Here is a 20372-nt window from a genome sequence, read left to right on the forward strand (position 1 = left end):
ATCTGGTGGCTAAAGCTGAACTGATGGACTACGACCGTGCCCTCGAACTTTTCGAGCCCGTGCTGGGTTTCGAGGTGCATGTCGAGCTGAACACCCAGTCGAAGATGTTCTCGGATGCGCCGAACCCTGCCGCGCTCGGCAACGTGCCTCACGAGCCGAACACCAGCATCACTCCTGTGGACCTCGGCCTGCCGGGGTCGCTGCCCGTGGTCAACGAGCAGGCCATCAAGTACTCGATCAGCCTTGGCCTTGCGCTGGGCTGCGAGATCGCGCCATCGAGCCGCTTCGCCCGCAAGAACTACTTCTACCCCGACCTCGCGAAGAACTACCAGATCAGCCAGTTCGACGAGCCGATCGCGTTCGATGGCCAGGTTGAGGTGGAGTTGGCAAGCGGCAAGAAGTTCACGATCGATATCGAACGTGCCCACATGGAAGAGGATGCCGGCAAGCTCACCCACGTCGGCGGTTCCACCGGCCGCATCCAGGGCGCCGAGTATTCGCTTGTCGACTACAACCGTGCGGGCGTTCCGCTGGTTGAGATCGTCACCCGCATGATCACCGGCGCCGAGGCCGACGCTCCTGAGCTCGCCAAGGCCTACGTGTCGGCGATCCGCGACATCGTGGTGTCGCTCGGAATCTCCGAGGCGAAGATGGAACGCGGCAACCTTCGCTGCGACGCCAACATCTCGCTGTCCCCGCGCGGGTCGGGCAAGCTCGGCACGCGCACCGAGACGAAGAACGTCAACAGCCTGCGTTCGGTGGAGCGGGCGATCCGCTACGAGATCCAGCGCCAGGCCGCAATCCTGGACGGCGGCGGCACCATCATCCAGGAAACCCGTCACTGGCACGAAGACACCGGTGTCACCTCAGCGGGGCGCCCCAAGAGTGACGCTGACGACTACCGCTACTTTCCCGAGCCCGATCTCCTCCCGGTCGAGCCGTCGCTGGAACTCATCGAAGAGTTGCGCGCGGCCCTTCCCGAAGCGCCCTCGCTGCGCAAGAAGCGGCTGCAGGGAGAGTGGGGCTTCACTGATCTTGAGTTCCAGGATGTGGTGAATTCCGGCCTTCTCGTCGAGATCGACGAGACCGTCACCGCAGGGGCCGCTCCGGCCCAGGCCCGCAAATGGTGGACCGGCGAGATCGCGAGGCTCGCGAACGTGTCGTCGGTGGATGCCGCGTCGCTGGTGTCTCCGGCGGATGTCGCCGCTCTCGTCGCTCTCGTCGATGCCGGTGAGCTGACCGACCGACTGGCCCGCCAGGTGCTCGAAGGAGTCATCGCGGGTGAAGGTTCTCCCGCTCAGGTGGTGGAGTCTCGTGGACTGAAGGTCGTCTCGGACGACGGCGCCCTCATCGCCGCGATCGACGACGCTCTCGCCGCGCAGCCTGATGTGCTGGAGAAAATTCGCGAGGGCAAGGTGCAGGCTGCTGGTGCTGTGATCGGCGCCGTTATGAAAGCGATGAAGGGGACCGCGGACGCGGCTCGAGTTCGCGAACTGGTGCTGGAGCGTGCCCAGCAGTAGCAGCGCGCTATCCATCCTGCGTGGCTGTGTTCTTCACCCGCTCAACCCGGCGGGAACGCAGGCGGTAACTGGCAAACGCTGCAGCGGCGACGACGAGGGCACCGAGAATCCCGGCCCATAGCGGAGTTGTGGGCAGGGCACCTGCAGCGCCGATCGCCGAACCGCTGATCCCCGAACCGTTGATCCCCGAACCGTTCTGAGTGCTGTCGCCGGAGCTTCGTGCCGAGAGCTCCACGCCCGCCCGAGCATCCCTGAGGTTGTCGGCGCTTGCCGGCGTGGGGGTGGCTGCGTCGGGTGTCGGGGTCACCGCAGGAACAGGTGCCGGAGCCGCCTCAGCGGGTGCTGATTCTTCCGCAGCCGGTGCCGGTTCGATCGGGGCTGCTGGGGCGGGCGCCGGTGCGGGAGCGGCGGGAGTAACAGTGCCCGGATACTTCGCGAAGACCTGGACGCCCCACGTGGTGCCTCCCGCTTCGAGGTAGGCGATGCCGATATCGGTGAAGTCCCCGAGGATGTTGGCGCGGTGGCCTGCTGAGTTCATCCACCCGTCATGCATGGCGGCGGCGCCGTAATAGCCTTGCGCCACGTTCTCTCCGGCCGATACCCAGCCGCCCGGAATCTGACCGGAGTAGTTCGGGTTGTGGGATAGGGTTCCGGCCTGGGCAAGGGTGGCGGCCCAGTTGGCGGCGACTGCATCCATGGCGGAGTTCCGCGCTAATCCCTGGCTGCCCTGGCTCCACCGGGCTTCATTCACGAGCGAGTAGATGGTCTCAGTCTCGCCAGCATGCACCACCGAGGGCTGCGCTGCCACCAGGCCGAGGGCCACGACGACCGCGAGGAGGAAGGCTGCCACGGCCCCGCGTATCCGGACTGCTCTGCGAACCATCATCACCCCATCTCCGCCGGCCCTACACCCGCGTCCAGGTACCGCGCGATCTTTTCGCTTCGGCTTTCTGCTCGAGGACACGATACGGGAGCCTCACCACAGACGCACGTCGATACAGACCTTCATCGCCAGACAAACGGATCAACTGCGACCCCAGGCGCAGCGTTCAGGCGGGCTGCAGAGTTTTCTGGCGACGATTATCGATGTCCGCAGAGTCCGCGCCCAGCAGGTCCCGCAGTGCGGCGCTCTTGGTCGGCATGACGCGCGGAGTCTGGCTGGGGTCGATGGCGATCGGTGGAATGAGCTGGAATCCGTCGCCGTCATTCCTGATCTCCCAACCGTTGTTATGCACAAGCATGTGGTGATGTCGGCACAGCAGCACACCACGGTCGATGTCCGTTCGGCCGTGATCCCTCTGCCAGTGATCGATGTGGTGGGCTTCGGTCCAGCTGGGTGGCCTGTCGCAACCCGGGAAGAGACAGCCACCATCCCGGGCAGCAAGCGCTATGCGTTGTCGTGGGGTGAACAGCCGCTGTTCGCGACCCAGGTCGAGCGGGTTGCCGCCGGTGTCGAATGCCACCTGGACTGTTCCATGAGCACAGGCCATGCGCTCGACAGTGGCCAATGACACCGGGGTAGTGATTCCTTCAATGCGCCCGACTCCGTGGCCTGAATCGAGAGCGACGGCACTGACCAGAACCCGCACCGAGGGTTGACGAGATCCGATGAGTCGTCGGGTGGCGGGGGAGTCGCTGCCGACGGCCAGCCGGAGAAGGTCGATGAACGTGTCGTGCACGAATTGGTTGGTGGTGCGGGTGTCGCGACTGACCGAATCGGCCCAGGCGCGATCGTCGTCAGAGTGGAATGCCACAGTGCTGCGCCTCGGCGAGGTGGTGTGATCGTAAAGATCGTCGAGGAATGCAGCGGTCTCGATATCCGGGTCGATGACATACCGGCTAAGGCCGTTCGGCCGACGGTATCGACGGATGCTGCGCTCGTCCCGCAGTTGCTGCTCCCGCTCGGCCACGCCGGCGACGTCGAGGTCGTCGCGCAGCTGCCGGGCGCGCTGCAGGAGCGCATCGGCATTCAGGGTTGAGGCCTCGCGCAGCAGTGTGAGCGCAGCACCGTCGAGTTGCGCGACGGTGACCCCGCCGTCGGCACCGGGTCGACCGAGTCCGGTGCGGATCGCCTGCGCTGCGTCCACACCGAGTGCGCCGGATGCCACGGCTCGGCCGACGGCAAGAAGCCACGGTTCGCGGACCTCAGTGGCGTCGCCCCTGCCGTCGGGGGACGCGGCAGCTTCGGCGTCGTGGATGAGCGCCCCGACGGTCACGAGCGCAGCGGCATCCCGTGCCGTCGAGCCCGTCGCAAACTGGACGAGCTTCTCGGGAGTGCGGAAGCCTTGTCGCTGGGCGAGCCCGCTATACCCGAGCTCGGGTCGCGACCTGTGCTGGATCTCGCCCGCGATCATGGACGCCGATGAATCCAGGGCGCGGCGAGCGTCGGCTACGGTGCGCTGTGCCTCCACGAGCCGTTCGTCGGGGAGAGCCTTCAGCGAGCCGACGCTGGCCAGCGCAGACGTGGCCGACCGAATCGCCATGAGCGACTCGGTGAACAGGTCTTCTAATCCAGCCATGGATCAATTGTGGCAGACTAGAACATAAATATGAATAGTGCTCGAATATTGGTGGACAAGTCGCATTCGAACCGACTGTGGAGGAGGGGATGGCGACGGGGAAGCCTGACCGAACGCCCAGCCACGGGATCCTCGAGCAGGCCGTCCTCTCCATCACACCCGGCCTCGAGGTCGACGTCGAAGCGGCATTCGCCACGGCACAGAGGATATTCGCCATCACACCCGGTTTCCGCTCCATGGTCCTGTCCCGAGAACTGGGCCGGCCCGACACGGACCTGCAGCTGGTGCGTGGGTACTGATTCGATGATCACGGGATCAGCCGGCAGTGCGCGAAGTGGTGGAGCACTTCTCCGACGCGGCCTGGGAAGGGTAGTGCGACCTCAGGCGATGCGGCTGCCCCGACCGAGTCGCGCTGCGGGGGTTCTCGTGCGTGCCCACGCCCCGGTGAGCGCACCGGCCGGCCAGGATGAGATGGATCATCAGCCCCACGAACCAGCCGGGCGTGGTGGAGTCGATGACCTCCTGCGCTGTGGGCGACGACTCAGGCGGCCCGTCCGCGCACTCGTCGTAGCCGATCTCGGTCTCTGGCGTGATCTGCGCCGACCGCACGCCGAACTTTATCTGCCCGAAGAGATCGGTCGGGTAGCCGTTGCGGTCGAAGGTCGACGGAACAGCGTCGGCGAGCACGACATAGGGGTTGGCCGCCAGCACACCCCAGAACCTGTCGAATCGCGGGGTGGAGTATGTGTAGGTCTCGACCGGAGAGCACGAGATCGCCTGACCAGAGTCGCTGTACGTCACGCCGTAGCTCGAGGTATTCGTGACCTGGCTCTGAACTGCCAGGCCGCCGAGTGTGAAGGCGATGAGCGTGCCGATGCTGAGAGCTGCGACTGCGAGGTAGCTGAGCACCACCGAAAACAGTGGTCGCGAGACGAGCCCGGAGAGTCCGACGCCGATAGCCGCCACCACCCCCAGCTCGATCGCGAGGATGAGAATCGACACGGCGATCGCTCCAGCGCTCAGCCGACCGACGATCGACGCGTAGATCAGGAACGGCACCGAAGCGGCGAGGAAGGCCAGCGCGGTGATCCAGGCGGCGAGGAACTTGCCGATGATCAGTTGCCACGTTGTGATCAGGGTGACCTGTGTGGTGGCGAGCGTCCCCGCATCCCGATCGCCGTTGATGGCGTTGCCGCTGAGGGCGGGTGCTACCAGGGTTCCCAGCAGCAGGACGAAGTAGATGATGGTGGAGTAGATCCCGGCCCCGCCCGAATCGTCCGCTCCGAAGCCTCTCAGCGCAACGGAGAGCACGACCGTGACGATCGCGATCAGGCCGATGAAGACGCCGATGAGCACGTACCAGCTGATAGTGCGCACCCGCTGCCGGAGTTCGAGAGTCAGGATGACCGAGACTCCCGTCACGAACGCGCTCATGTGGGGTCTCCGCCGCTGCTGAGGTCGAGGAAGGTGTGCTCGAGGTCGCCGACGGCCGGTGCGAAGGCGCTGATCGCGACCCCGGATCCGATGAGTGACGCCAGCAGGGTTGCCGCGGCATCCTCACCGTCAAGAGGCACGAGCAGGTCTCTGCGATCCGCCGTGATGTCGGCCTCGGGGATTCCGGCCGTGACGAGGCCTGAGCGCAGGGCCTCGACATTCGACGACCGGATGCGCCAGGGGCGCGCGCTCGCACGACTTCGCGCGACGACCTCAGCGGATGCCGTCACGCCTCCGTCGATGTAGACGACCCCGTCAGCCATCTCGTCGAGTTCGGCGAGCACGTGGCTCGAGACCAGGATCGTCTTGCCCTCGGCGGCGAGCCGGCGCACGAGCACGCGCAGGTGGGTGCGCGCTCCGGGATCCAGTCCGGATGCCGGCTCATCGAGCAGCAGCACGTCCGGGTCGTGCACGAGTGCGCGCGCGAGGCTGAGTCGCTGCTTCTGTCCGCGGGACAGCACCCGTGTGGGGCTCGCAGCGAGCTCGGAGAGGTCGACGAGACTGACGAGTTCGGAGGCACGCGCCGAGGCCGCGGCCAGATCCATTCCGTACATCCTCGCGGTGTACTCGAGGGTGCTTCGAACGCTCAGGTTCGCCCATGAGCCGAGCACATCGGGCATCCACCCCATGCGCGAGCGCACCTCTGCCGTGGCATCCACGGGATCGAATCCTGCGATCCGGATGCTGCCACCCTCCGGCTGCAGCAGTGACGCCAGCATGAGCATGAGCGTGGTCTTGCCCGAGCCGTTGGGGCCGATGAGGCCGGTCACGGTGCCGGGTACGGCGGTGAAACTCGCGTCCCTGACAGCGTGAACAGTGCCGAAGGACCTGCTGACGTGGTCGACGACGATGCCGCCAGCCGCTAGTTGGGCAACCGTCATGCGGCCGAGCATAGCGCAGGAACCATGGGTTGCGGCAGTTCCGCGCCGCCCGTCACACCCGACTGATGAACTCCCGGATGCCGGGAGTAGCGATGACGGCGAAGATCAGCAGATTCAGGGCCACCGATCCCCAGAAGGCCTGTTGGAAGCTCGACTTCCTGGTCTTGTGACGGAAGAGCTGCTGGGCGGTGATCGCCCCTGGCCAGCCCCCGACGAACCCCATCACGAGCAGGGTGGCCTCGGAGACGCGCCATCGTCCGGACCGGGCCCGCAACTTGTCCACCCCGTAGGCGATGAAGGTCAGGGCGCTCATGGTCGCGTAGACGGCGATCACGCCGACATTCAGTGGGGCTACGGAGTTCGACAGGATGATCGCACCGACGAACAGCGCGATCACGATGATGCCGAACACGGCACCTCGACCAGCGTGTCTGGATCGCGGGGGATACGCCAGGCCGGCCCCACGGACATCCTGCGCCTGAGTGCGACCGTTCGGGCCCCGGCCGAGCCGGAAGTCGAGCGAGTCGCCCACCTGTGGCCGCCGAGCGGCGGCGACGAACGCACGAATGTGCACGAACACGTTCCGCGATCCGTTCGATGGTCGTATGAATCCGAAGCCGCGATCGTCATCCCACGAGATGAGAGTTCCCTCGAGTCGTGCGCCAGTCATTCGCCCGATGATAGCCGGATCGGGATTGACGAATGTGTCGTCGCCACTTCGATCGCCGTGGCTCAGCCCGTCGAACAAAGGGGTATCAATGAATGCGTTGACACCCGTTCACCCATCCACGACACCGCGAAACCATTCTTCGGCTAGCGCGATAGCGTCTGGATGCACTGTCGGGTCGACATCTTCGTAGAGGTCGCGGGCAAGCATCAACTCCCGCGTGATGAAGTCTGTGATCGCTGCGGGCACTGCGCCAGTTCCGAGCTCCCGGGTTGTGCTCTTGAGAGCAATCAGCTCCGCGATTCTTTCTTTGAGTTCGGCGCTCAGCTCCGTCTGGTCGAGCAGCGTAGGGACGTCCATGGGCGGCACGCCCGCATCCGGATTGGTGTGCAGCCATAGCAGGGTCGCGGCTGGCCGCAGCGCGTAGAAGACGCGCTTGAGCGTGAGGTCGTTGAGCGCACCTTCCCGCTGTTGCTGCCCGACGTGTAAATAGTGCCGACCGGCGCGAACAGGGTCGTAAAGGGATGTCGCCAGCCACAGCATGTTGTCTCGAAAGCTTTCATCGCCGAAGTAGACGATCGGCGACCGCAACCATTCGGTTACGGTCGCGTTGCCTTTGACGAGCAGCCGTACTGCCTTGATCACATCCCAGCCGTTGACGTCGAAGACTTTGTCGAGCGGCGTCTCGATGACGTCGCGCGCAGGCCAGGGCGTGAGGTAGGCGTTGCGGGTGTGAATGTAGAAAAAGCGGCAGTCGTAGTCGCTGTCGGGTGAGGGGAACCCCCACGCCCGACTCCCGCTCTCGATCGCCCACGAAATGCGCACGCCGTGATCGTGCTCTACCCTGCGCAGGCGTTCCTCGACTGCGGCGACGATTGCGGCGTCCATGTTGTCGGGGATAGCGCGCATACGAGCGAGACTATCGCGCCGATGCTCGCGAGAGTTGCCCCCGGTCACCACGCCGAAACGGTGACGCCGAGCCATTCGCCGAGTTCGGAGATCTCGGCCCTGACCATTTCGCTTTCTTCAGCCTCGAACGGGAAGAACTCGTGCACGGCGTTGACGGTGAGCGTGTCGCGCTCGCGATTCATCTCGGCGTCGAGCATCCCGACGAACCGGTCTCCCATCAGGATCGGATACGCGAAAAAGCCGTACTTCCGTTTCGCTTTCGGCTTGAACTGCTCGAGCACATACTCGAACTCGAAGAGCCCCTTCAGCCGGGGCCGGTCGAACAGCATGCCGTCGTAGGGGTTCAGAAACGCGACCCGACCTCCCGGATCATCGTCGAGCGCCGAGAGCGCCTCGGGGTCGACGCGGAACGTCCAGGAGCTGCCCTCGACCTCCGCCGGCTCGCCTGCCTCTCCCACGGGAGTCCATGGTGACTTCTGTTTCGCGATGCCCGCGGCTTGGAGCCGGCGTTCGTCTAGCATCCGCTCGGCGTCCTTCGGCTCATACTCGGGCTGCCCCTGCGGGTAGACGCGCTCGGCGATGTCCCACCGGCGATGACGGCCCGTGCGGCCGACGATCGCGATCTCTCCCTGTCGCATGAGGGAGTCGAGCATGTGCACGACCTGGCTCGCGCCGTACCATCCGTCTGACGTGTCGCGAGCCACCTTGGCGGTGTCCGGAATGTCGGCAGCCAGCGTGGGGCCCTCGGCGCGCAGCCGAGCGAGCACGTCGGTGCGGAAGCTGTCGTTCGCGTCGAGCCAGGCGCGGCTGCTCGCGCGCTGCGGCCACCGTCTCATGCCCGGCATCATGAGCGGCAACAGACTCATGGGGCGGAATGCCCCGTCGAATTCGAAGAGCAGGTGATCCTTCTCCACGTTCTTCGACAGTTGCACCGGCTCGTACCCCATGCCGATGCGGGACCAGAGGATGCTGTGCTCGGCGGTCGCGATGGTGGCCGTCGGATCGATCTTGATGGCCCCGAGTTGCTCGGCTACCTCGACCACGTCACCCGGCCGGTCGGCATCGAGCAGTTGCGCGCGCACGGCAATCCGCCGGGCCTCGTCACGCGTGAGCTTGTGGATCACGATGTCACGCTAGCAGCGGGGTACGACGCGCTACGGTTTCTCACGCCGCGCCCGGAGCCCGCTCGCTACACTTCTCACCATGCGAGCCGTCGTGCAAACCGCCTATGGAGGGGCCGAGGCGCTCGAACTGCGCACCGCACCCCGCCCGACCGCGGGCGCCGGTGAGGTGCTGATTCGCGTGCATGCGACCGGGGTCAACGACCAGGACTGGGCGCTTCTGACGGGCAAGCCCTTCTTCGTGCGCGCCTTCAACGGGAAGCGGGGGCACCGCGGGCGCATCCTCGGCCTGGATGTGGCGGGCGAGGTCGTCGAGGTTGGCGACGGCGTCTCGAACCTCAGCCTCGGTGATCGCGTCTTCGGAGACCTGTCAGAGCGGGGCAATGGGGGGTTTGCGGAGTACCTGAGCACTGCCGCGGCCGCGTTCACCCGCATTCCCGACAACCTCTCGTTTGTGGATGCCGCGGCTCTCCCACACGCTGGCAACCTCGCCGTCCAGGCGCTCGTCGACGTCGCGAAACTCAGGCCGGAACACCGGCTTCTCGTGAATGGCGCGGGTGGAGGCGTCGGTCCGCTGATTGCACAGCTGGCGAGTCACTACGGCGTGCGCGACATCGTCGGCGTAGACGACGCATCCAAACAGGAATTTATGCGCGCGGTGGGATTCACTCGCTCACTCGACTACCGCGCGGTCGACTTCACCCGCTCTGGCGAGCGATTCGACGTGATCATCGACACCCGCATGACACGATCGCCGTTCGGCGTGCCGCGCGCGCTGGCCCCCGGCGGAATCTACGTTGCGATTGGCGCAACCACGTCGAGCCTGCTCGGTCTGGCGCTCTGGGGTCGCCTTATCGGCCGGATGACAGGGACACGGCTGAGGATGCTGTGGCTCAAGCCGAACGCGAGCACCTCCGAGCTGGCAACCCTCGCCGAGGCTGGCGTGCTGAAACCTCACATCGATAGAGTCATGCCGCTCGCTGATACGGGGCTCGCCATGGAGCGATTCGGCGCTGCCCAGCACCGCGGCAAGATCGTCATCGCCGTGGCCGGGTGACCGAACTCACCCGCCATGACCTCCTTTCTGGGGGGACGCTCACCCCTGTGCATTGTCGACTAAGCGATATATCGTCGAATCGTGGTATTTCTGGGGAATACGGGCACCATGGGGGTGCCGTTCGAGACTGTGCTCGCTGCGGCGCAGTCCAATGCTCCGTGGGCGAGCGCGACGCTGTGGCGTGAGTATGCGCCCAGCGTGGTCGGATTCGCCCGGGGGCGCGGATCCCGGGATCCTGAGGATCTCGCCAGCGAGGTATTCCTCACGGTCTTTGGCACGTTGTCGACGTTCATCGGAACCGAATCGGAGTTCCGGTCATACCTGTTCTCCATTGCCTACCGCCGCCTCGTGGATGAACTGCGCCAGCGCTCTCGGCGGGGAGAGTCTGTGCAATGGGAGCCAGAGAACGACCTGCGATCAGAACCCAGCGCCGAGGTTGTCTCCGACCTCAGATCATCCGATGAGTCTGTGCTCGCCCTCTTCGACATCCTGCCGGTCGACCAGCGCAACGTGATGGTGCTGCGGATCGTCTCCGATCTCACCATCGAGCAGATCGCCGAAGTGCTCGACAAGTCGCCGGGAGCGGTCAAATCGCTGCAAAAACGGGCACTCGACGCACTGCGAAAAAAAGTTTCGACAAAGCCGTACCCTTTTCGACCCATGGAACGATTACCCGTGTGAGATGAAAAACACAAAGAATCCAGGGAACGATGCTTTCGAGCTCGCTCTCGGTCGCGTGCCCGCAGGTGCCGACGGGGATTCGCTGACGGAACTTCTGACGGCGTATCGCACCGCGGCAATCGGGCCCGCACCGCGACCGTCAGCAGCTCTGAGCGCACGCGTGGACCTGACCGCGGCCCCCCTTGTCATGCAGCGGGATGCTTCGAACGGGATTTCCACCGTCGTTGCCACCAGGCGCGCAGTCACGGGGCTGTTCGGTATCGGTGTCACAGTGGCGATCATCCTGGGTGCAGCATCGGGTGCTGCAGCCGTAGTAAGTATGGGAACAGCCGGGCTGCTTCCCCCAGGAGCACAGGATGTGTTCGATCAGGTCGTTCCCGATACTGCACCACTAGGGGTAGTGGGCATCGAGACGACCGATCAGGGGGAAGCGCCCGGCGTACCTGCCGTTGTCACTCCGACACCGGCGCCGACGGGTGACGGTCCCGTCACCGGTGCATCGAGCGATGACGGAAGCAACGACTCCGGTCACGAGAGCGGCACCGGCAATTCGGGCCAGAACAACGGTGTCGGCAGTTCGGGCGAAGACAACGGGTTCGGCAACTCGGGTGAGAACAGCGGGACGTCCGACAACTCCGACGACTCCGACGATCAGGGTGATGACGACTCGAACGACTCCGACGATCAGGGTGATGACGACTCGAGCGACGACAGCGGTAAGTCCGACGATAAGCCGTCCGGCGAGAGCAACGGCGGCGGGAATTCGGGCAAGAAGGACGACTAGCGCGACCTGCCCGGTTCAGTTTTTGCGGCATTCCGCATAGCGCGCTGCACTGCGTTCACCGAGCTCGCGACGTCCGTAGCATCCGTCGACCAGTTGCTGACCGAGATCCGCAGAACATCGCGGCCGGCCCATCGTGAGCCGGACATCCACACCTCACCATCTGCAATGAGTGCCTGGGTCACAGCCCTGGTGCGCTCGTCGCTGCCAAACGACAGGCAGACCTGGGTGAAGACGACGTCATTCAGGATCTCGACGCCATCGAGCTCTGCGAGAGCGTCGGCCAGCCCCCGCGCGTGGCCAGCCAGCCCCTCCACGAGTTCGATCACACCGGAGCGACCCAGCGACCTCAGCGCGGCCCAGACCGGGATCCCGCGTGCGCGCCGCGACATCTCGGGGACGAGTTCGAAGGGATCAGCCGGGGCGTCCGCTGCCTGGATGAGGTAGCTCGTATGGGTACCGAACGCGATGCGCGCCGCGGTGGGATCCGCAACGATCGCGACTCCGCAGTCGTAGGGCACATTGAGGGTCTTGTGGGCGTCCGTCGCCCAGGAGTCGGCCCCGTCGAGACCGTCGAGCTCGGCCGCCCAGCGGGGGCTCGCGGCCGCCCAGAGTCCGAACGCGCCATCGACGTGCACCCAGGCGCTGTTCTCGTGGGCTATCTCGATGCAATCCCGCATCGGATCGAACGCTCCGGAATGCAGATTTCCCGCCTGGAGTGCCACGATCACCGGGCCATCGGTCTCCGCCAGAGCAAGCGCAAGCGAATCCGGTCGCAGTCGACCCTGGGCATCGGATTCCACCAGTTGAGGCATCCCGAGCCCCAGGTAGCGAAGAGCGAGTTCCACGGAGGCATGCACCTCGGCGCCAGCGAGTACGGTCACCTTCGGCGCACCCTGGAGTCCGTGGGCATTGAGATCCCAGCCGACCCTGTGCAGCGCATCGCCCCGGCCCGCAGCGAGTCCCACCATGTTCGCGGTCGTGCCGCCGGTCGTGAACCCGACGGCAGCCCTGGTGGGCAGGTGCAGAGCTTCGAGCAGCCAGGATCCCGCGGCCTCCTCGATCGCAGCAGCGGCGGGTGTGGCGTACCGCAACCCCGCGTTCTGGTCCCAGGCGCCGACGAGCCAGTCGGCGGCGAGGGCAGCCGGCAGCGTGCCGCCCATCACCCAGCCGAAGAACTTGCCGGAGGGGATAGCCATTAGCCCCATCTCGGCTTTTCTGGCCAGTTCGTCGACGACCTCAGCAGCGTCGGTGGGACCTTCAGGCAAGGGGCCGGCGAAATCCAGCTCGTCCACGGTCGAGGCGGGGCGCACCGGCCGCTCGGGCACCGAGTCGAGCCAGTCGAGGGCGTGCCGGTGTGCGTGGTCCAGAGCGTCGCGATACTCCGCTGGGTCGAACGGCATGCCCCACGGTAGACCCGCGACGTGGCGGGTGGCAATGACGGGAACCGGGGGAGTACCCTCACGGCATGATGGCGCGCACCGGGGATCCCGTCCACTTCTCGTCGGAGGTCTGGCGATGGCAGGCCCGGCGGGATGACTGGTTCTTCGTGACGCTGCCCGCCGAGTTCGCCGAACCGATCCGTGACGCACCGCGGGAGTCGCGGGGCTTCCGTTCGGTTCGCGTGAGGGCGACCATCGGGGATACCTCGTGGGAGACATCCATCTTCCCCGCCGAAAGGTCGAAGGGGTACTCGCTCCCCGTCAAGAAGAGCGTGCGTCGAGCAGAGGACATTGAACTCGGCGACGTGGTCGATGTTCGGGTCGAACTGCTCTGACGAACCAGGTTCCGGGATTCAACGTCCTGATGTCTATGGGGTTTGCGGGACTCAGCTCAGGTAACCGGAGAGGGCGGCAATGACAAATATTGTGTAAGCGGCTCCGATTAGCACTGCGAGAATGCCGAGTACGAGCCCAATCCGTGCCGTCGCCCGCGGTCGGTTCTTGGCCATGAGACCCGCGATTGCGAGACCGAATGTAGCCGCAATAGCAATGATGTGAAATACGGAGAATGGAGCGCCGAGAGAGATGGCGAGAGCAACAACGCCGGCGGCGATCGAACCCCAACCTAGTGGGTTGTGAGTTGCGCGTGCGGGTTCACCAGCGATTTCAGGCGACGACGCTGTCGAGTATGCATTGGAGATTTCGGTCATTCTCGAACGCTAATTGTTCTCGAACGTGATGTGTGAGGAATCGTCGCCCCAGTTCGGGGCGCTGTTCTCGCTAGTCCTTCAGTTTGCGCAACGCGCTCGCCTTATGGGCGGCTTTCGCCTCAGTCTTCTCGGACTGGACGATGAACGCGGGCTCGGTGGATGATGCGGTGAACTTCTGGTCGGCGAACTCGAAGTCCTTCACCTTCCGCTCGACGATCCTGCCGTGAGTTCGACCCTGTGACGTGGCCCAGCTGACGCGGTCTCCTACTGATAGCTCTGGCATATCTTCACGATACGAAAGCGGCCGCGAGCGGTCGAGGGCTTGACACCGCCATGCGGCGGCAGTGCTGCGTGCTAGCCGAAGGTGACGCCGGTCAGCTGTTCCGACACCGTCCACAGCCTGGCCGAATCCGCCACGTCCCGCGCCCGCCGGGGAACATGCGCGGTGGTCGCGAGGCCACGGATCTCGAGAAAGCCGTTCGGGCCGTAGTATCCGCCTGGCGTGACATCGGGGCTCGTGGCCGCGTACAGGGAGGGCAGGATTCCCTGCGCGAGCGGCTGCAGAAAACGGCCGTTGGCCCACGCGCTGAATCCGGTGAGCGCCCGACCCTGCCGGGGTCCCGCCACCTGCAGGTTCGTGGCGGTTCCGCCCGGGTGCGCTGCGGTGCTCGTGATTCTCCAGCCCGAGGCGTCGCTGCGCGACTGCAGCTCACGCGCGAACATGAGGTCGGCGAGCTTCGAGAGACCGTATGCCCCGAACGGTACATAGCGCTTGAGGGATTGCAGGTCATCCCAGTTGATCCGGCCAGCACGGGCTGCGAGGCTGCTAGTGCTCGTGACCCTGGGGCTCTCAGCCGAACGCAGGGCGGGCAGGAGCTGCCCGGTGAGCGCGAACGGGCCGAGGTGGTTGCTACCGAACTGCAGCTCGAAACCATCGGCGGTCGTCATGCGCTTCGGTGGTGCCATGACTCCCGCGTTATTGATCAGGATGTCGAGCGGTCGACCGTCCGATGCGACACCCGCAGCGAATTCCGCAACGCTCTCGAGCGAGGCCAGGTCGAGCACTCGGACCTCGAGCTTCGCGCCCGGCAGCTCTCTGCGCACCCGCTCGGCTGCCGCCGTTCCCTTCTCTAGCGAGCGGACCGCGAGGATCACGTCGGCTCCTGCGCGCGCGAGCCTGCCGGTCAGTCCGAAGCCCAGGCCGCTGTTGGCACCCGTGATGATGGCGAGTCTGCCCGTCAGGTCGGGGACCCTATCGGCGAAGGATGCTGCTGCCATGCTGGCTCCGATCGTGGAATGGCACGTGAATGGAAGTACCGATCCCATCCAAGCACTCGGCCGATCGCGCGCTTGTCGTGCACGCTGCCAATGGACTGTGGATCGGTAGGCGCCCTATCAGTAATCGTCTGACGGCATGACGATCCACAGCACCACATAGACGGCGACGCTCAGCCCGCCGAACAGCACCGCCAGCACGGTGATGATGCGCACCGTGGATGGGGCGATCCCGAATCGTCGTGCCACCCCGGCGCAGACGCCAGCGATGACCCTGTCATTTCTCGGTCTGCTTAACATGCCCCCAGCGTGGCACACCTCAGGTCGGTCAACGGGTGATGCTGATCATCCAGTCGATCCCGAACCGGTCGGTGCACATGCCGAAGATGTCGTCCCAGGGGGCGCGCTCGAGCGGCATCCGAATGATTCCGCGGTCAGACAACCCGTCCCAGTACCCCCGCAATTCCGCTTCATCCTCCCCGGAGATGCTGACGGAGATGGTGCCTCCGGGGTTGAATTCCATCGAGTTCGGGGTGTCCGAAGCCATGATCGTCATGCCATTCGGGGTCGTCAGCTGCGCGTGCATGATCTTGTCGTTTTCCGCCGGATCGTCGGTAGCGTTCATGTCGCCGAACGTGGTGCTGGTCAGGTCACCGCCGAACACGGTCTGGTAAAACGCCATGGCTTCGCGAGCATTGGCCCGGAATCCCAGGTAGGGGTTGAGTGTGGTAGTCATGTGAACACCGTACACATAGAGTGCGTCCGGGGGAAGTCCGGCCATACAGTAGAGGCATGGGTGATCTCGTCGTCGAAGTGCATGTTCCGCTGACCAAGTCCACTGAGCTGGAGGAAGGCGAGTATGCCTTCCCGTGGATCGACGATGTTTCGGAGTTCGTGGCGAACCTCGACGAGTCGCCGCAATACGAGGGCGCGGAGCTGCACGACGACCCCGAGGAGTGGGAAGGCCACTATCTGTTCTTCATCAGTGGAGCGTCGGAGGATGCCCTGCTGAGGGTCGCCAACGACATCAGCCAGTTGAGCGGAGTTCCCGTCGGCACGTTCGCGATGGTGACCGATTCCGACGCAGCAACCTACGGCGAGGGCACCAGGGTCGAGCTGGGCTGACCCGGAGCAACGGGGATAGAATCACTCGCATGACGCGGGCGCTGTACGAGTGGCTGGCCATGACGGCCACTGTCGTCATCGTCGCGCTCGCTGTCTCGCAGGGTGCACCTCCGACCCTCGCCATCGCCGGGGTGGCAGCCGTGCTGCTCACGTCGGCCGTGCTGGGTGCCGCCGTCGTGATCGGGTCACTCGAGGTCACGGTCGGTTCGCGGGCGCGCGCGCACAGGGAAGCCATGGACGGGATGCCCGAGCCGAGGCATCCGTCGACCGCAGGCCTACCCCTGACCAGGGCACCGTCGCCGAGGCTCGCCGCGTAGCCAACCACCGGGTAGACCCCGAGGTGGATGCTGCGTGGCCGTTCGGCCCCCACACCCACTTCGTCAGTCAGGACCCCTCGCATGGACCCGTTTTCCCTCGCCCCGCTCAGCCAGATTCTCGATGCCGCCTATTGGCTCATCGAGAGCATCGCCCAATTCCTCGAGCCCTTAGCCGGCCCCTGGAGTGCTGGGCTCGCCATCGCCCCGCTCACCCTTCTGGTGCGGACGGCACTCATCCCTGTGGGCATCTCCCAGGTGAAAGCCGAGTGGTCTCGCCGCCGGATCGCTCCGAAACTGCAGGCACTGCAGCGCAAGTACAGAAAGAACCCCGAGGTGCTGCAGCGCAAGACGATGGCGCTGTACAAGGCCGAGAACATCAGCCCCTTCGCCGGGTTTTTGCCGATGCTGTTGCAGGCGCCGGTGATCTCGATCGTCTACACGCTCTTCATCCGCGGCACCATCGGCGGCCACGCCAATGCCATGCTCGCGTCGACCATCGGTGGGGTGCCGCTGGGCGCATCCCTCGTCACGACCGGAATCACCTGGCCCGGAATCCTGGTGTTCGCGGCGCTCATCGTCGTGATCGGCGTCGTCGCCTGGGTCTCTCGTCGGATCTCCCAGCGACTGGCGATCCAGCCGGTGGATGCCCCCGCTATGGCCCGCCTGAACTCAGCGATGTCGTGGCTGCCGTTCATCACGCTGATCGTGGCTGCGGTCGTGCCGCTGGCGGCCGCGATCTATCTCGCGACCACCACCACGTGGACCCTGGTGGAGCGAGCGATCCTCCGCCGCAGGTACTGGGGCGTGGTTGCGGGATCCTAGGCCGGCCACACCCCGATGATGATGGCCATCACGACGATCGTGACCAATTCGTGCGTGACATTGAGCACGGTGAGACCGTTCGGACGGCCGTCGAAAGCGTCGTGGGTGATGAATCGGGCTGCAGTGAACCCGCCCCAGAGCACGATGCCGGTGACCAGCGAGTTGACGAAGAAACTTCCACCGTAGAAGTCGAAGGAAATGAACGCGGCTCCCGCAAGCACCCAGGCCGTGATGAACGAGACGATCAGGGTGATGATGATCGGCCGGATGGCGTCCTTCGCGTCTCCGGTCGGCGTGATGTTCGCCTGCCTCATCCAGTAGTTTCCGAACACTTTCGGGGTGTACCAGATCGTCCCGACCAGCATGCTGGAGAGGGTGGCGAGCACGACGGCGATGTAGTTAATGTCGGGAATCATGGCTCGCAGCTTACTCTCAGGTAAGGCAAGCGCGGAGGTCTCTAGCCCCTGTTGCGCAGCCGGATTTTGCGGTTCGTCGTGCCGCTGTCGAGCTCGACCGTCTTCTCGAGGGACTGCGCGAAATCGGTGAACGTCTTGAAGCCGAGTGCGCGCTCCTGGAATGTCGGGTCGAGGCGCAGCATCTGGCTCTTCACTCCGGCACTCGACTGCCATTCGTCGTCGGTCTTCTCCTGGCCGAGCTGCAGGGCGCGCACGAGGAGGTCCGCCGCGACATCCTTCTCGCTCCGAGGCTTCGCCGACCTGCGGGTCTTGGGCTGGGAGGGCTCTGCTGTGGTGACGGGTTCGGGGGCTGTGACACCGGGAAGGGCGTCGTAGTCTTTGAACTCGTTGCACGCGTAGGCCAGGGCCTTGCTCGTGGATCCGGCCACACCGATTCCCACGACGTAGCGATTCAGCTGCTTGCTGCGCTGTGCTAGCGCGATGTAGTCGGAGTCGCCCGCGACGATCACGACGTGGGTGAGATGCGGCAGCCTGAACAGGTCTTCAGCGACGTCGAGCGCGAGCCTGATATCCGCGCCATTCTTGCCCGAGGCGACGGTGGGGAACAGCTGGATGAGGTCGACGGCACGCTCGATCAACTGCCGGCTGTAGTCCGAGTTGACCGGCACTGACCAGTCGGCGTAGGCGCGACTGACCGCGATAGTGCCGAATGACGAGGCGTAGTCGAGCACGGCGCCAAGATCGACCTTGGCCTCGTCGAGCAGCGTGGCGGTGGCAGGGTCTTTCGGGTCGAGATCCTTGACCTTCTGAACGCGGTTTCCGCGCCCATGGAGTTGGTTGTACCGGGAGATCACGATGTTGTCGAAGTCGATGTAAACGGCAACGCGGGAATCTGTCGGTTCGGCCATCGGGCCAGTCTTACGTGCCTGCCGCCGGACCGCAATGTGGGTGCTCCCGGCGACGGCGCAACTCCCTGCACGGCAGGCAGCTTCCACGTCTAGAGTCGAACCATGACAGATCTCCATGGCGCAGTCGTGCTCGTTGTCGGCGCGACGGGCGGGCTCGGCTCGCTCATCTCAGACCAGCTCGAGCAGGCGGGCTCCACAGTGCTGCGCTCAGGGCGCTCGACGCCGACGCTTGCGGCAGACCTGCGCGCCGACGGTGCCGCAGAGTCGCTCATCGAGTCGGCGGTCGCCGTGCACGGCAGGCTGGACGGGCTTGTCATCGCGGCCGGTGTCGTCGCGTTCGGGCCGGTCACCGAGGTGTCGGATGCCACACTGCGTGAGCTGTTCGACACCAATGCCATGGCCCCGGTGCGCCTCGTGCGCGCCGCGGCACCGCACCTCTCGGCCGCGGCCCAGTCGGGCGGTGAGCCCTTCGTGGTCACGTTGAGCGGAATCGTGTCCGAGACTCCTACCGCCGGCCTCGCGGCCTATTCGGCATCGAAGTCGGCCCTTGCCGCGTTCATGCAGGCGTCATCCCGCGAGCTGCGGCGCGCATCCATCCGGCTCATCGATGCCAGGCCCGGGCACGTCGAAACCGCACTGTCGACACACCCTCTGCAGGGCACCGCCCCGGCGTTTCCCCAGGGACACGCTCCGGACGCTGTAGCCGCGCGAATCGTAAAGGCGATCGTCGATGGCGAGAAAGACCTGCCTAGCTCTGCTTTCTGAGCTTCCGTGCCGGGACTGAGAATTCAGCCTCAGCCTCAGCCTCGGGCGATCGCGACCGGTTCCGGCGCAACGGCGCCGGAAGCCAAATCGACGGCTGCGCAGCGTGGTTTTGAGCAGGTTCTGAGACGGCCAAGAAAGGTCACGAGCAGCTCTCCGTCCCCACCCCGATGAGCCCTCGTCGAGCACGTCAATCGCTGTAAAGGCGCTCCGCGCTCCACGCCTCCAGCACCGACCGGACGCGCTCAGCGACGGCGGGAGCGTTTGGCAGATCGGAGTGGATGCAGAACGACTCGACATGTACGGGAATGGCTGCACCCGACTGCGTCACGGTACGGCCCTCTCGAAGAGACATCAGGGCTCGCTTCTCCACATCATCCAGATCGCGCAAGGATCCCGACTTGTTGACCACGACAAGGCCCGCATCGGTGTAGTCAAGATCCACGTAGTACTCGGGAACGAACGGCACATCGCGTGATCGCGCGACCCGTTCATGCTCAGTCCCCGATAGGCCGTAGACCGGCACGCCGTACTGCACAGCGACGTCGCATAGCGCGTGCATAAGGGCAGGATCCCGTGCCATCATCCCGAACAGCGCACCGTGCGGTTTGATGTGGTCAAGGACAGCACCCTCGTTGTCGAGGAACCCTGTAAGTGCACCCACCTGGTACCGGACAAGATCGCGAACCTCCCGCGCTTCCAGCACCATCTCCCGCCTCCCGAATCCGACGAGATCGGGCAACCCTGGATGGGCGCCGACAGTGACCCCAGCCGCAACTGCTTTGCCGATAATGGCTGCAATCGCAGAGGGGTCACCGGCGTGCATGCCGCACGCAATATTGACCGTGTCTACAAGAGGAAGTAGGGCGTCGTCGTTCCCGAAGGAATGGATCCCGATGGATTCACCCATGTCGGAATTGATGGTGATCGAACGCATTAGTGCCTGCTTCTCTTGGACGGACGGT

The 20372-nt window shown here is 65.0% G+C and carries 26 protein-coding genes; 10 read left to right on the forward strand and 16 right to left on the reverse strand.

Annotated elements, in window-relative coordinates; translation table 11 throughout:
* The first annotated feature begins 5 nt into the window (after positions 1–5).
* The gene (gatB, locus tag IWX81_RS00620; RefSeq protein ID WP_199279362.1) at positions 6–1520 is read left to right on the forward strand and encodes an Asp-tRNA(Asn)/Glu-tRNA(Gln) amidotransferase subunit GatB; all 1515 of its coding nucleotides are present in this window, start codon (positions 6–8) and stop codon (positions 1518–1520) included.
* 7 nt (positions 1521–1527) lie between these two features.
* On the opposite strand, the gene IWX81_RS00625 is transcribed toward gatB, so the two are convergent.
* Entirely contained in the window at positions 1528–2406 is an 879-nt protein-coding gene (locus IWX81_RS00625) for a CAP domain-containing protein (RefSeq protein ID WP_199279363.1), read from the reverse strand.
* Positions 2407–2569: 163 nt separating this feature from the next.
* Positions 2570–4039 carry an HNH endonuclease signature motif containing protein gene (locus tag IWX81_RS00630; protein ID WP_199279364.1) on the reverse strand — a complete coding sequence of 490 codons (1470 nt, stop codon included), beginning with the start codon at positions 4037–4039 and terminating at the stop codon, positions 2570–2572.
* Between the two features lie 89 nt (positions 4040–4128).
* Here IWX81_RS00630 and IWX81_RS00635 point away from each other — a divergent pair, with 89 nt between their 5' ends.
* Complete coding sequence (locus IWX81_RS00635; RefSeq protein ID WP_199279365.1) at positions 4129–4338, forward strand: hypothetical protein; 210 nt, start codon at positions 4129–4131, stop codon at positions 4336–4338.
* A 16-nt stretch (positions 4339–4354) separates the two neighbouring features.
* Here the strand turns inward: IWX81_RS00635 and IWX81_RS00640 are convergent, their stop codons facing one another.
* From IWX81_RS00640 to IWX81_RS00660, 5 genes are all read right to left on the reverse strand, one after another.
* Complete coding sequence (locus tag IWX81_RS00640; protein ID WP_334592490.1) at positions 4355–5473, reverse strand: ABC transporter permease; 1119 nt, start codon at positions 5471–5473, stop codon at positions 4355–4357.
* The gene (locus tag IWX81_RS00645; protein WP_199279366.1) at positions 5470–6414 is read right to left on the reverse strand and encodes an ABC transporter ATP-binding protein; all 945 of its coding nucleotides are present in this window, start codon (positions 6412–6414) and stop codon (positions 5470–5472) included. The genes IWX81_RS00640 and IWX81_RS00645 overlap by 4 nt, the downstream gene beginning before the upstream one ends.
* A 52-nt stretch (positions 6415–6466) precedes the next feature.
* Positions 6467–7084: a DUF1294 domain-containing protein gene (locus tag IWX81_RS00650; RefSeq protein WP_199279367.1), complete on the reverse strand. Its 618-nt coding sequence runs from the start codon at positions 7082–7084 to the stop codon at positions 6467–6469.
* A gap of 108 nt (positions 7085–7192) precedes the next feature.
* Positions 7193–7990 carry a nucleotidyltransferase domain-containing protein gene (locus IWX81_RS00655; protein WP_199279368.1) on the reverse strand — a complete coding sequence of 266 codons (798 nt, stop codon included), beginning with the start codon at positions 7988–7990 and terminating at the stop codon, positions 7193–7195.
* A gap of 44 nt (positions 7991–8034) precedes the next feature.
* Entirely contained in the window at positions 8035–9114 is a 1080-nt protein-coding gene (locus IWX81_RS00660) for a DNA glycosylase AlkZ-like family protein (protein ID WP_334592494.1), read from the reverse strand.
* A gap of 79 nt (positions 9115–9193) precedes the next feature.
* Here IWX81_RS00660 and IWX81_RS00665 point away from each other — a divergent pair, with 79 nt between their 5' ends.
* The 3 genes from IWX81_RS00665 (at position 9194) to IWX81_RS00675 (ending at position 11633) form a co-directional block, all read left to right on the forward strand.
* On the forward strand, positions 9194–10168 hold the full coding sequence (locus IWX81_RS00665; protein ID WP_199279369.1) for an NAD(P)-dependent alcohol dehydrogenase: 975 nt from the start codon (positions 9194–9196) through the stop codon (positions 10166–10168).
* Positions 10169–10249: 81 nt separating this feature from the next.
* A complete protein-coding gene (locus IWX81_RS00670; protein ID WP_199279370.1) occupies positions 10250–10849 on the forward strand; it encodes an RNA polymerase sigma factor in 600 nt (199 codons plus the stop codon).
* Position 10850: 1 nt separating this feature from the next.
* Positions 10851–11633 carry a hypothetical protein gene (locus IWX81_RS00675; protein WP_199279371.1) on the forward strand — a complete coding sequence of 261 codons (783 nt, stop codon included), beginning with the start codon at positions 10851–10853 and terminating at the stop codon, positions 11631–11633.
* Here the strand turns inward: IWX81_RS00675 and IWX81_RS00680 are convergent.
* Positions 11630–13033, reverse strand: coding sequence for a pyridoxal phosphate-dependent decarboxylase family protein (locus IWX81_RS00680; protein WP_199279372.1), 1404 nt, complete (start codon positions 13031–13033; stop codon positions 11630–11632). The genes IWX81_RS00675 and IWX81_RS00680 overlap by 4 nt on opposite strands.
* Before the next feature lie 65 nt (positions 13034–13098).
* On the opposite strand from IWX81_RS00680, the gene IWX81_RS00685 reads away from it, so the two are divergent.
* Positions 13099–13407, forward strand: a complete 309-nt coding sequence (locus tag IWX81_RS00685; RefSeq protein ID WP_334592499.1) for a DUF1905 domain-containing protein — start codon at positions 13099–13101, stop codon at positions 13405–13407.
* Positions 13408–13458: 51 nt separating this feature from the next.
* Here IWX81_RS00685 and IWX81_RS00690 read toward each other — a convergent pair whose 3' ends face one another.
* The 5 genes from IWX81_RS00690 to IWX81_RS00710 form a co-directional block, all read right to left on the reverse strand.
* The gene (locus IWX81_RS00690) at positions 13459–13782 is read right to left on the reverse strand and encodes a hypothetical protein (RefSeq protein ID WP_199279373.1); all 324 of its coding nucleotides are present in this window, start codon (positions 13780–13782) and stop codon (positions 13459–13461) included.
* 70 nt (positions 13783–13852) lie between these two features.
* A complete protein-coding gene (locus IWX81_RS00695) occupies positions 13853–14065 on the reverse strand; it encodes a DUF2945 domain-containing protein (RefSeq protein ID WP_199279374.1) in 213 nt (70 codons plus the stop codon).
* Positions 14066–14136: 71 nt separating this feature from the next.
* Entirely contained in the window at positions 14137–15060 is a 924-nt protein-coding gene (locus IWX81_RS00700; RefSeq protein ID WP_199279375.1) for an SDR family oxidoreductase, read from the reverse strand.
* 117 nt (positions 15061–15177) lie between these two features.
* Positions 15178–15357, reverse strand: a complete 180-nt coding sequence (locus IWX81_RS00705; protein WP_199279376.1) for a PspC domain-containing protein — start codon at positions 15355–15357, stop codon at positions 15178–15180.
* Positions 15358–15385: 28 nt separating this feature from the next.
* Positions 15386–15793 (reverse strand): VOC family protein, encoded by a 408-nt coding sequence (locus IWX81_RS00710; protein ID WP_199279377.1) that lies wholly within the window; start codon positions 15791–15793, stop codon positions 15386–15388.
* Between the two features lie 56 nt (positions 15794–15849).
* Here IWX81_RS00710 and IWX81_RS00715 point away from each other — a divergent pair, with 56 nt between their 5' ends.
* The 3 genes from IWX81_RS00715 to IWX81_RS00725 all read left to right on the forward strand — a co-directional run bounded on the left by IWX81_RS00715 (position 15850) and on the right by IWX81_RS00725 (position 17321).
* Positions 15850–16182 (forward strand): hypothetical protein, encoded by a 333-nt coding sequence (locus IWX81_RS00715; protein WP_199279378.1) that lies wholly within the window; start codon positions 15850–15852, stop codon positions 16180–16182.
* Between the two features lie 29 nt (positions 16183–16211).
* Positions 16212–16499, forward strand: a complete 288-nt coding sequence (locus IWX81_RS00720; protein WP_199279379.1) for a hypothetical protein — start codon at positions 16212–16214, stop codon at positions 16497–16499.
* A gap of 81 nt (positions 16500–16580) precedes the next feature.
* Complete coding sequence (locus IWX81_RS00725) at positions 16581–17321, forward strand: YidC/Oxa1 family membrane protein insertase (protein ID WP_199279380.1); 741 nt, start codon at positions 16581–16583, stop codon at positions 17319–17321.
* On the opposite strand, the gene IWX81_RS00730 is transcribed toward IWX81_RS00725, so the two are convergent.
* On the reverse strand, positions 17318–17737 hold the full coding sequence (locus tag IWX81_RS00730; protein ID WP_199279381.1) for a DUF1761 domain-containing protein: 420 nt from the start codon (positions 17735–17737) through the stop codon (positions 17318–17320). The two genes, IWX81_RS00725 and IWX81_RS00730, sit on opposite strands and share 4 nt — an antisense overlap.
* Positions 17738–17778: 41 nt before the next feature.
* Positions 17779–18645 carry an NYN domain-containing protein gene (locus tag IWX81_RS00735; protein WP_199279382.1) on the reverse strand — a complete coding sequence of 289 codons (867 nt, stop codon included), beginning with the start codon at positions 18643–18645 and terminating at the stop codon, positions 17779–17781.
* 102 nt (positions 18646–18747) lie between these two features.
* Here IWX81_RS00735 and IWX81_RS00740 point away from each other — a divergent pair, with 102 nt between their 5' ends.
* Positions 18748–19410: an SDR family NAD(P)-dependent oxidoreductase gene (locus IWX81_RS00740; RefSeq protein WP_199279383.1), complete on the forward strand. Its 663-nt coding sequence runs from the start codon at positions 18748–18750 to the stop codon at positions 19408–19410.
* A gap of 187 nt (positions 19411–19597) precedes the next feature.
* On the opposite strand, the gene IWX81_RS00745 is transcribed toward IWX81_RS00740, so the two are convergent.
* The gene (locus tag IWX81_RS00745) at positions 19598–20344 is read right to left on the reverse strand and encodes a 5-oxoprolinase subunit PxpA (RefSeq protein ID WP_199279384.1); all 747 of its coding nucleotides are present in this window, start codon (positions 20342–20344) and stop codon (positions 19598–19600) included.
* Positions 20345–20372 lie beyond the last annotated feature (28 nt).

The sequence above is a fragment of the Salinibacterium sp. CAN_S4 genome (assembly GCF_015752305.1).
In the GTDB taxonomy this organism is placed as follows: domain Bacteria; phylum Actinomycetota; class Actinomycetes; order Actinomycetales; family Microbacteriaceae; genus Rhodoglobus.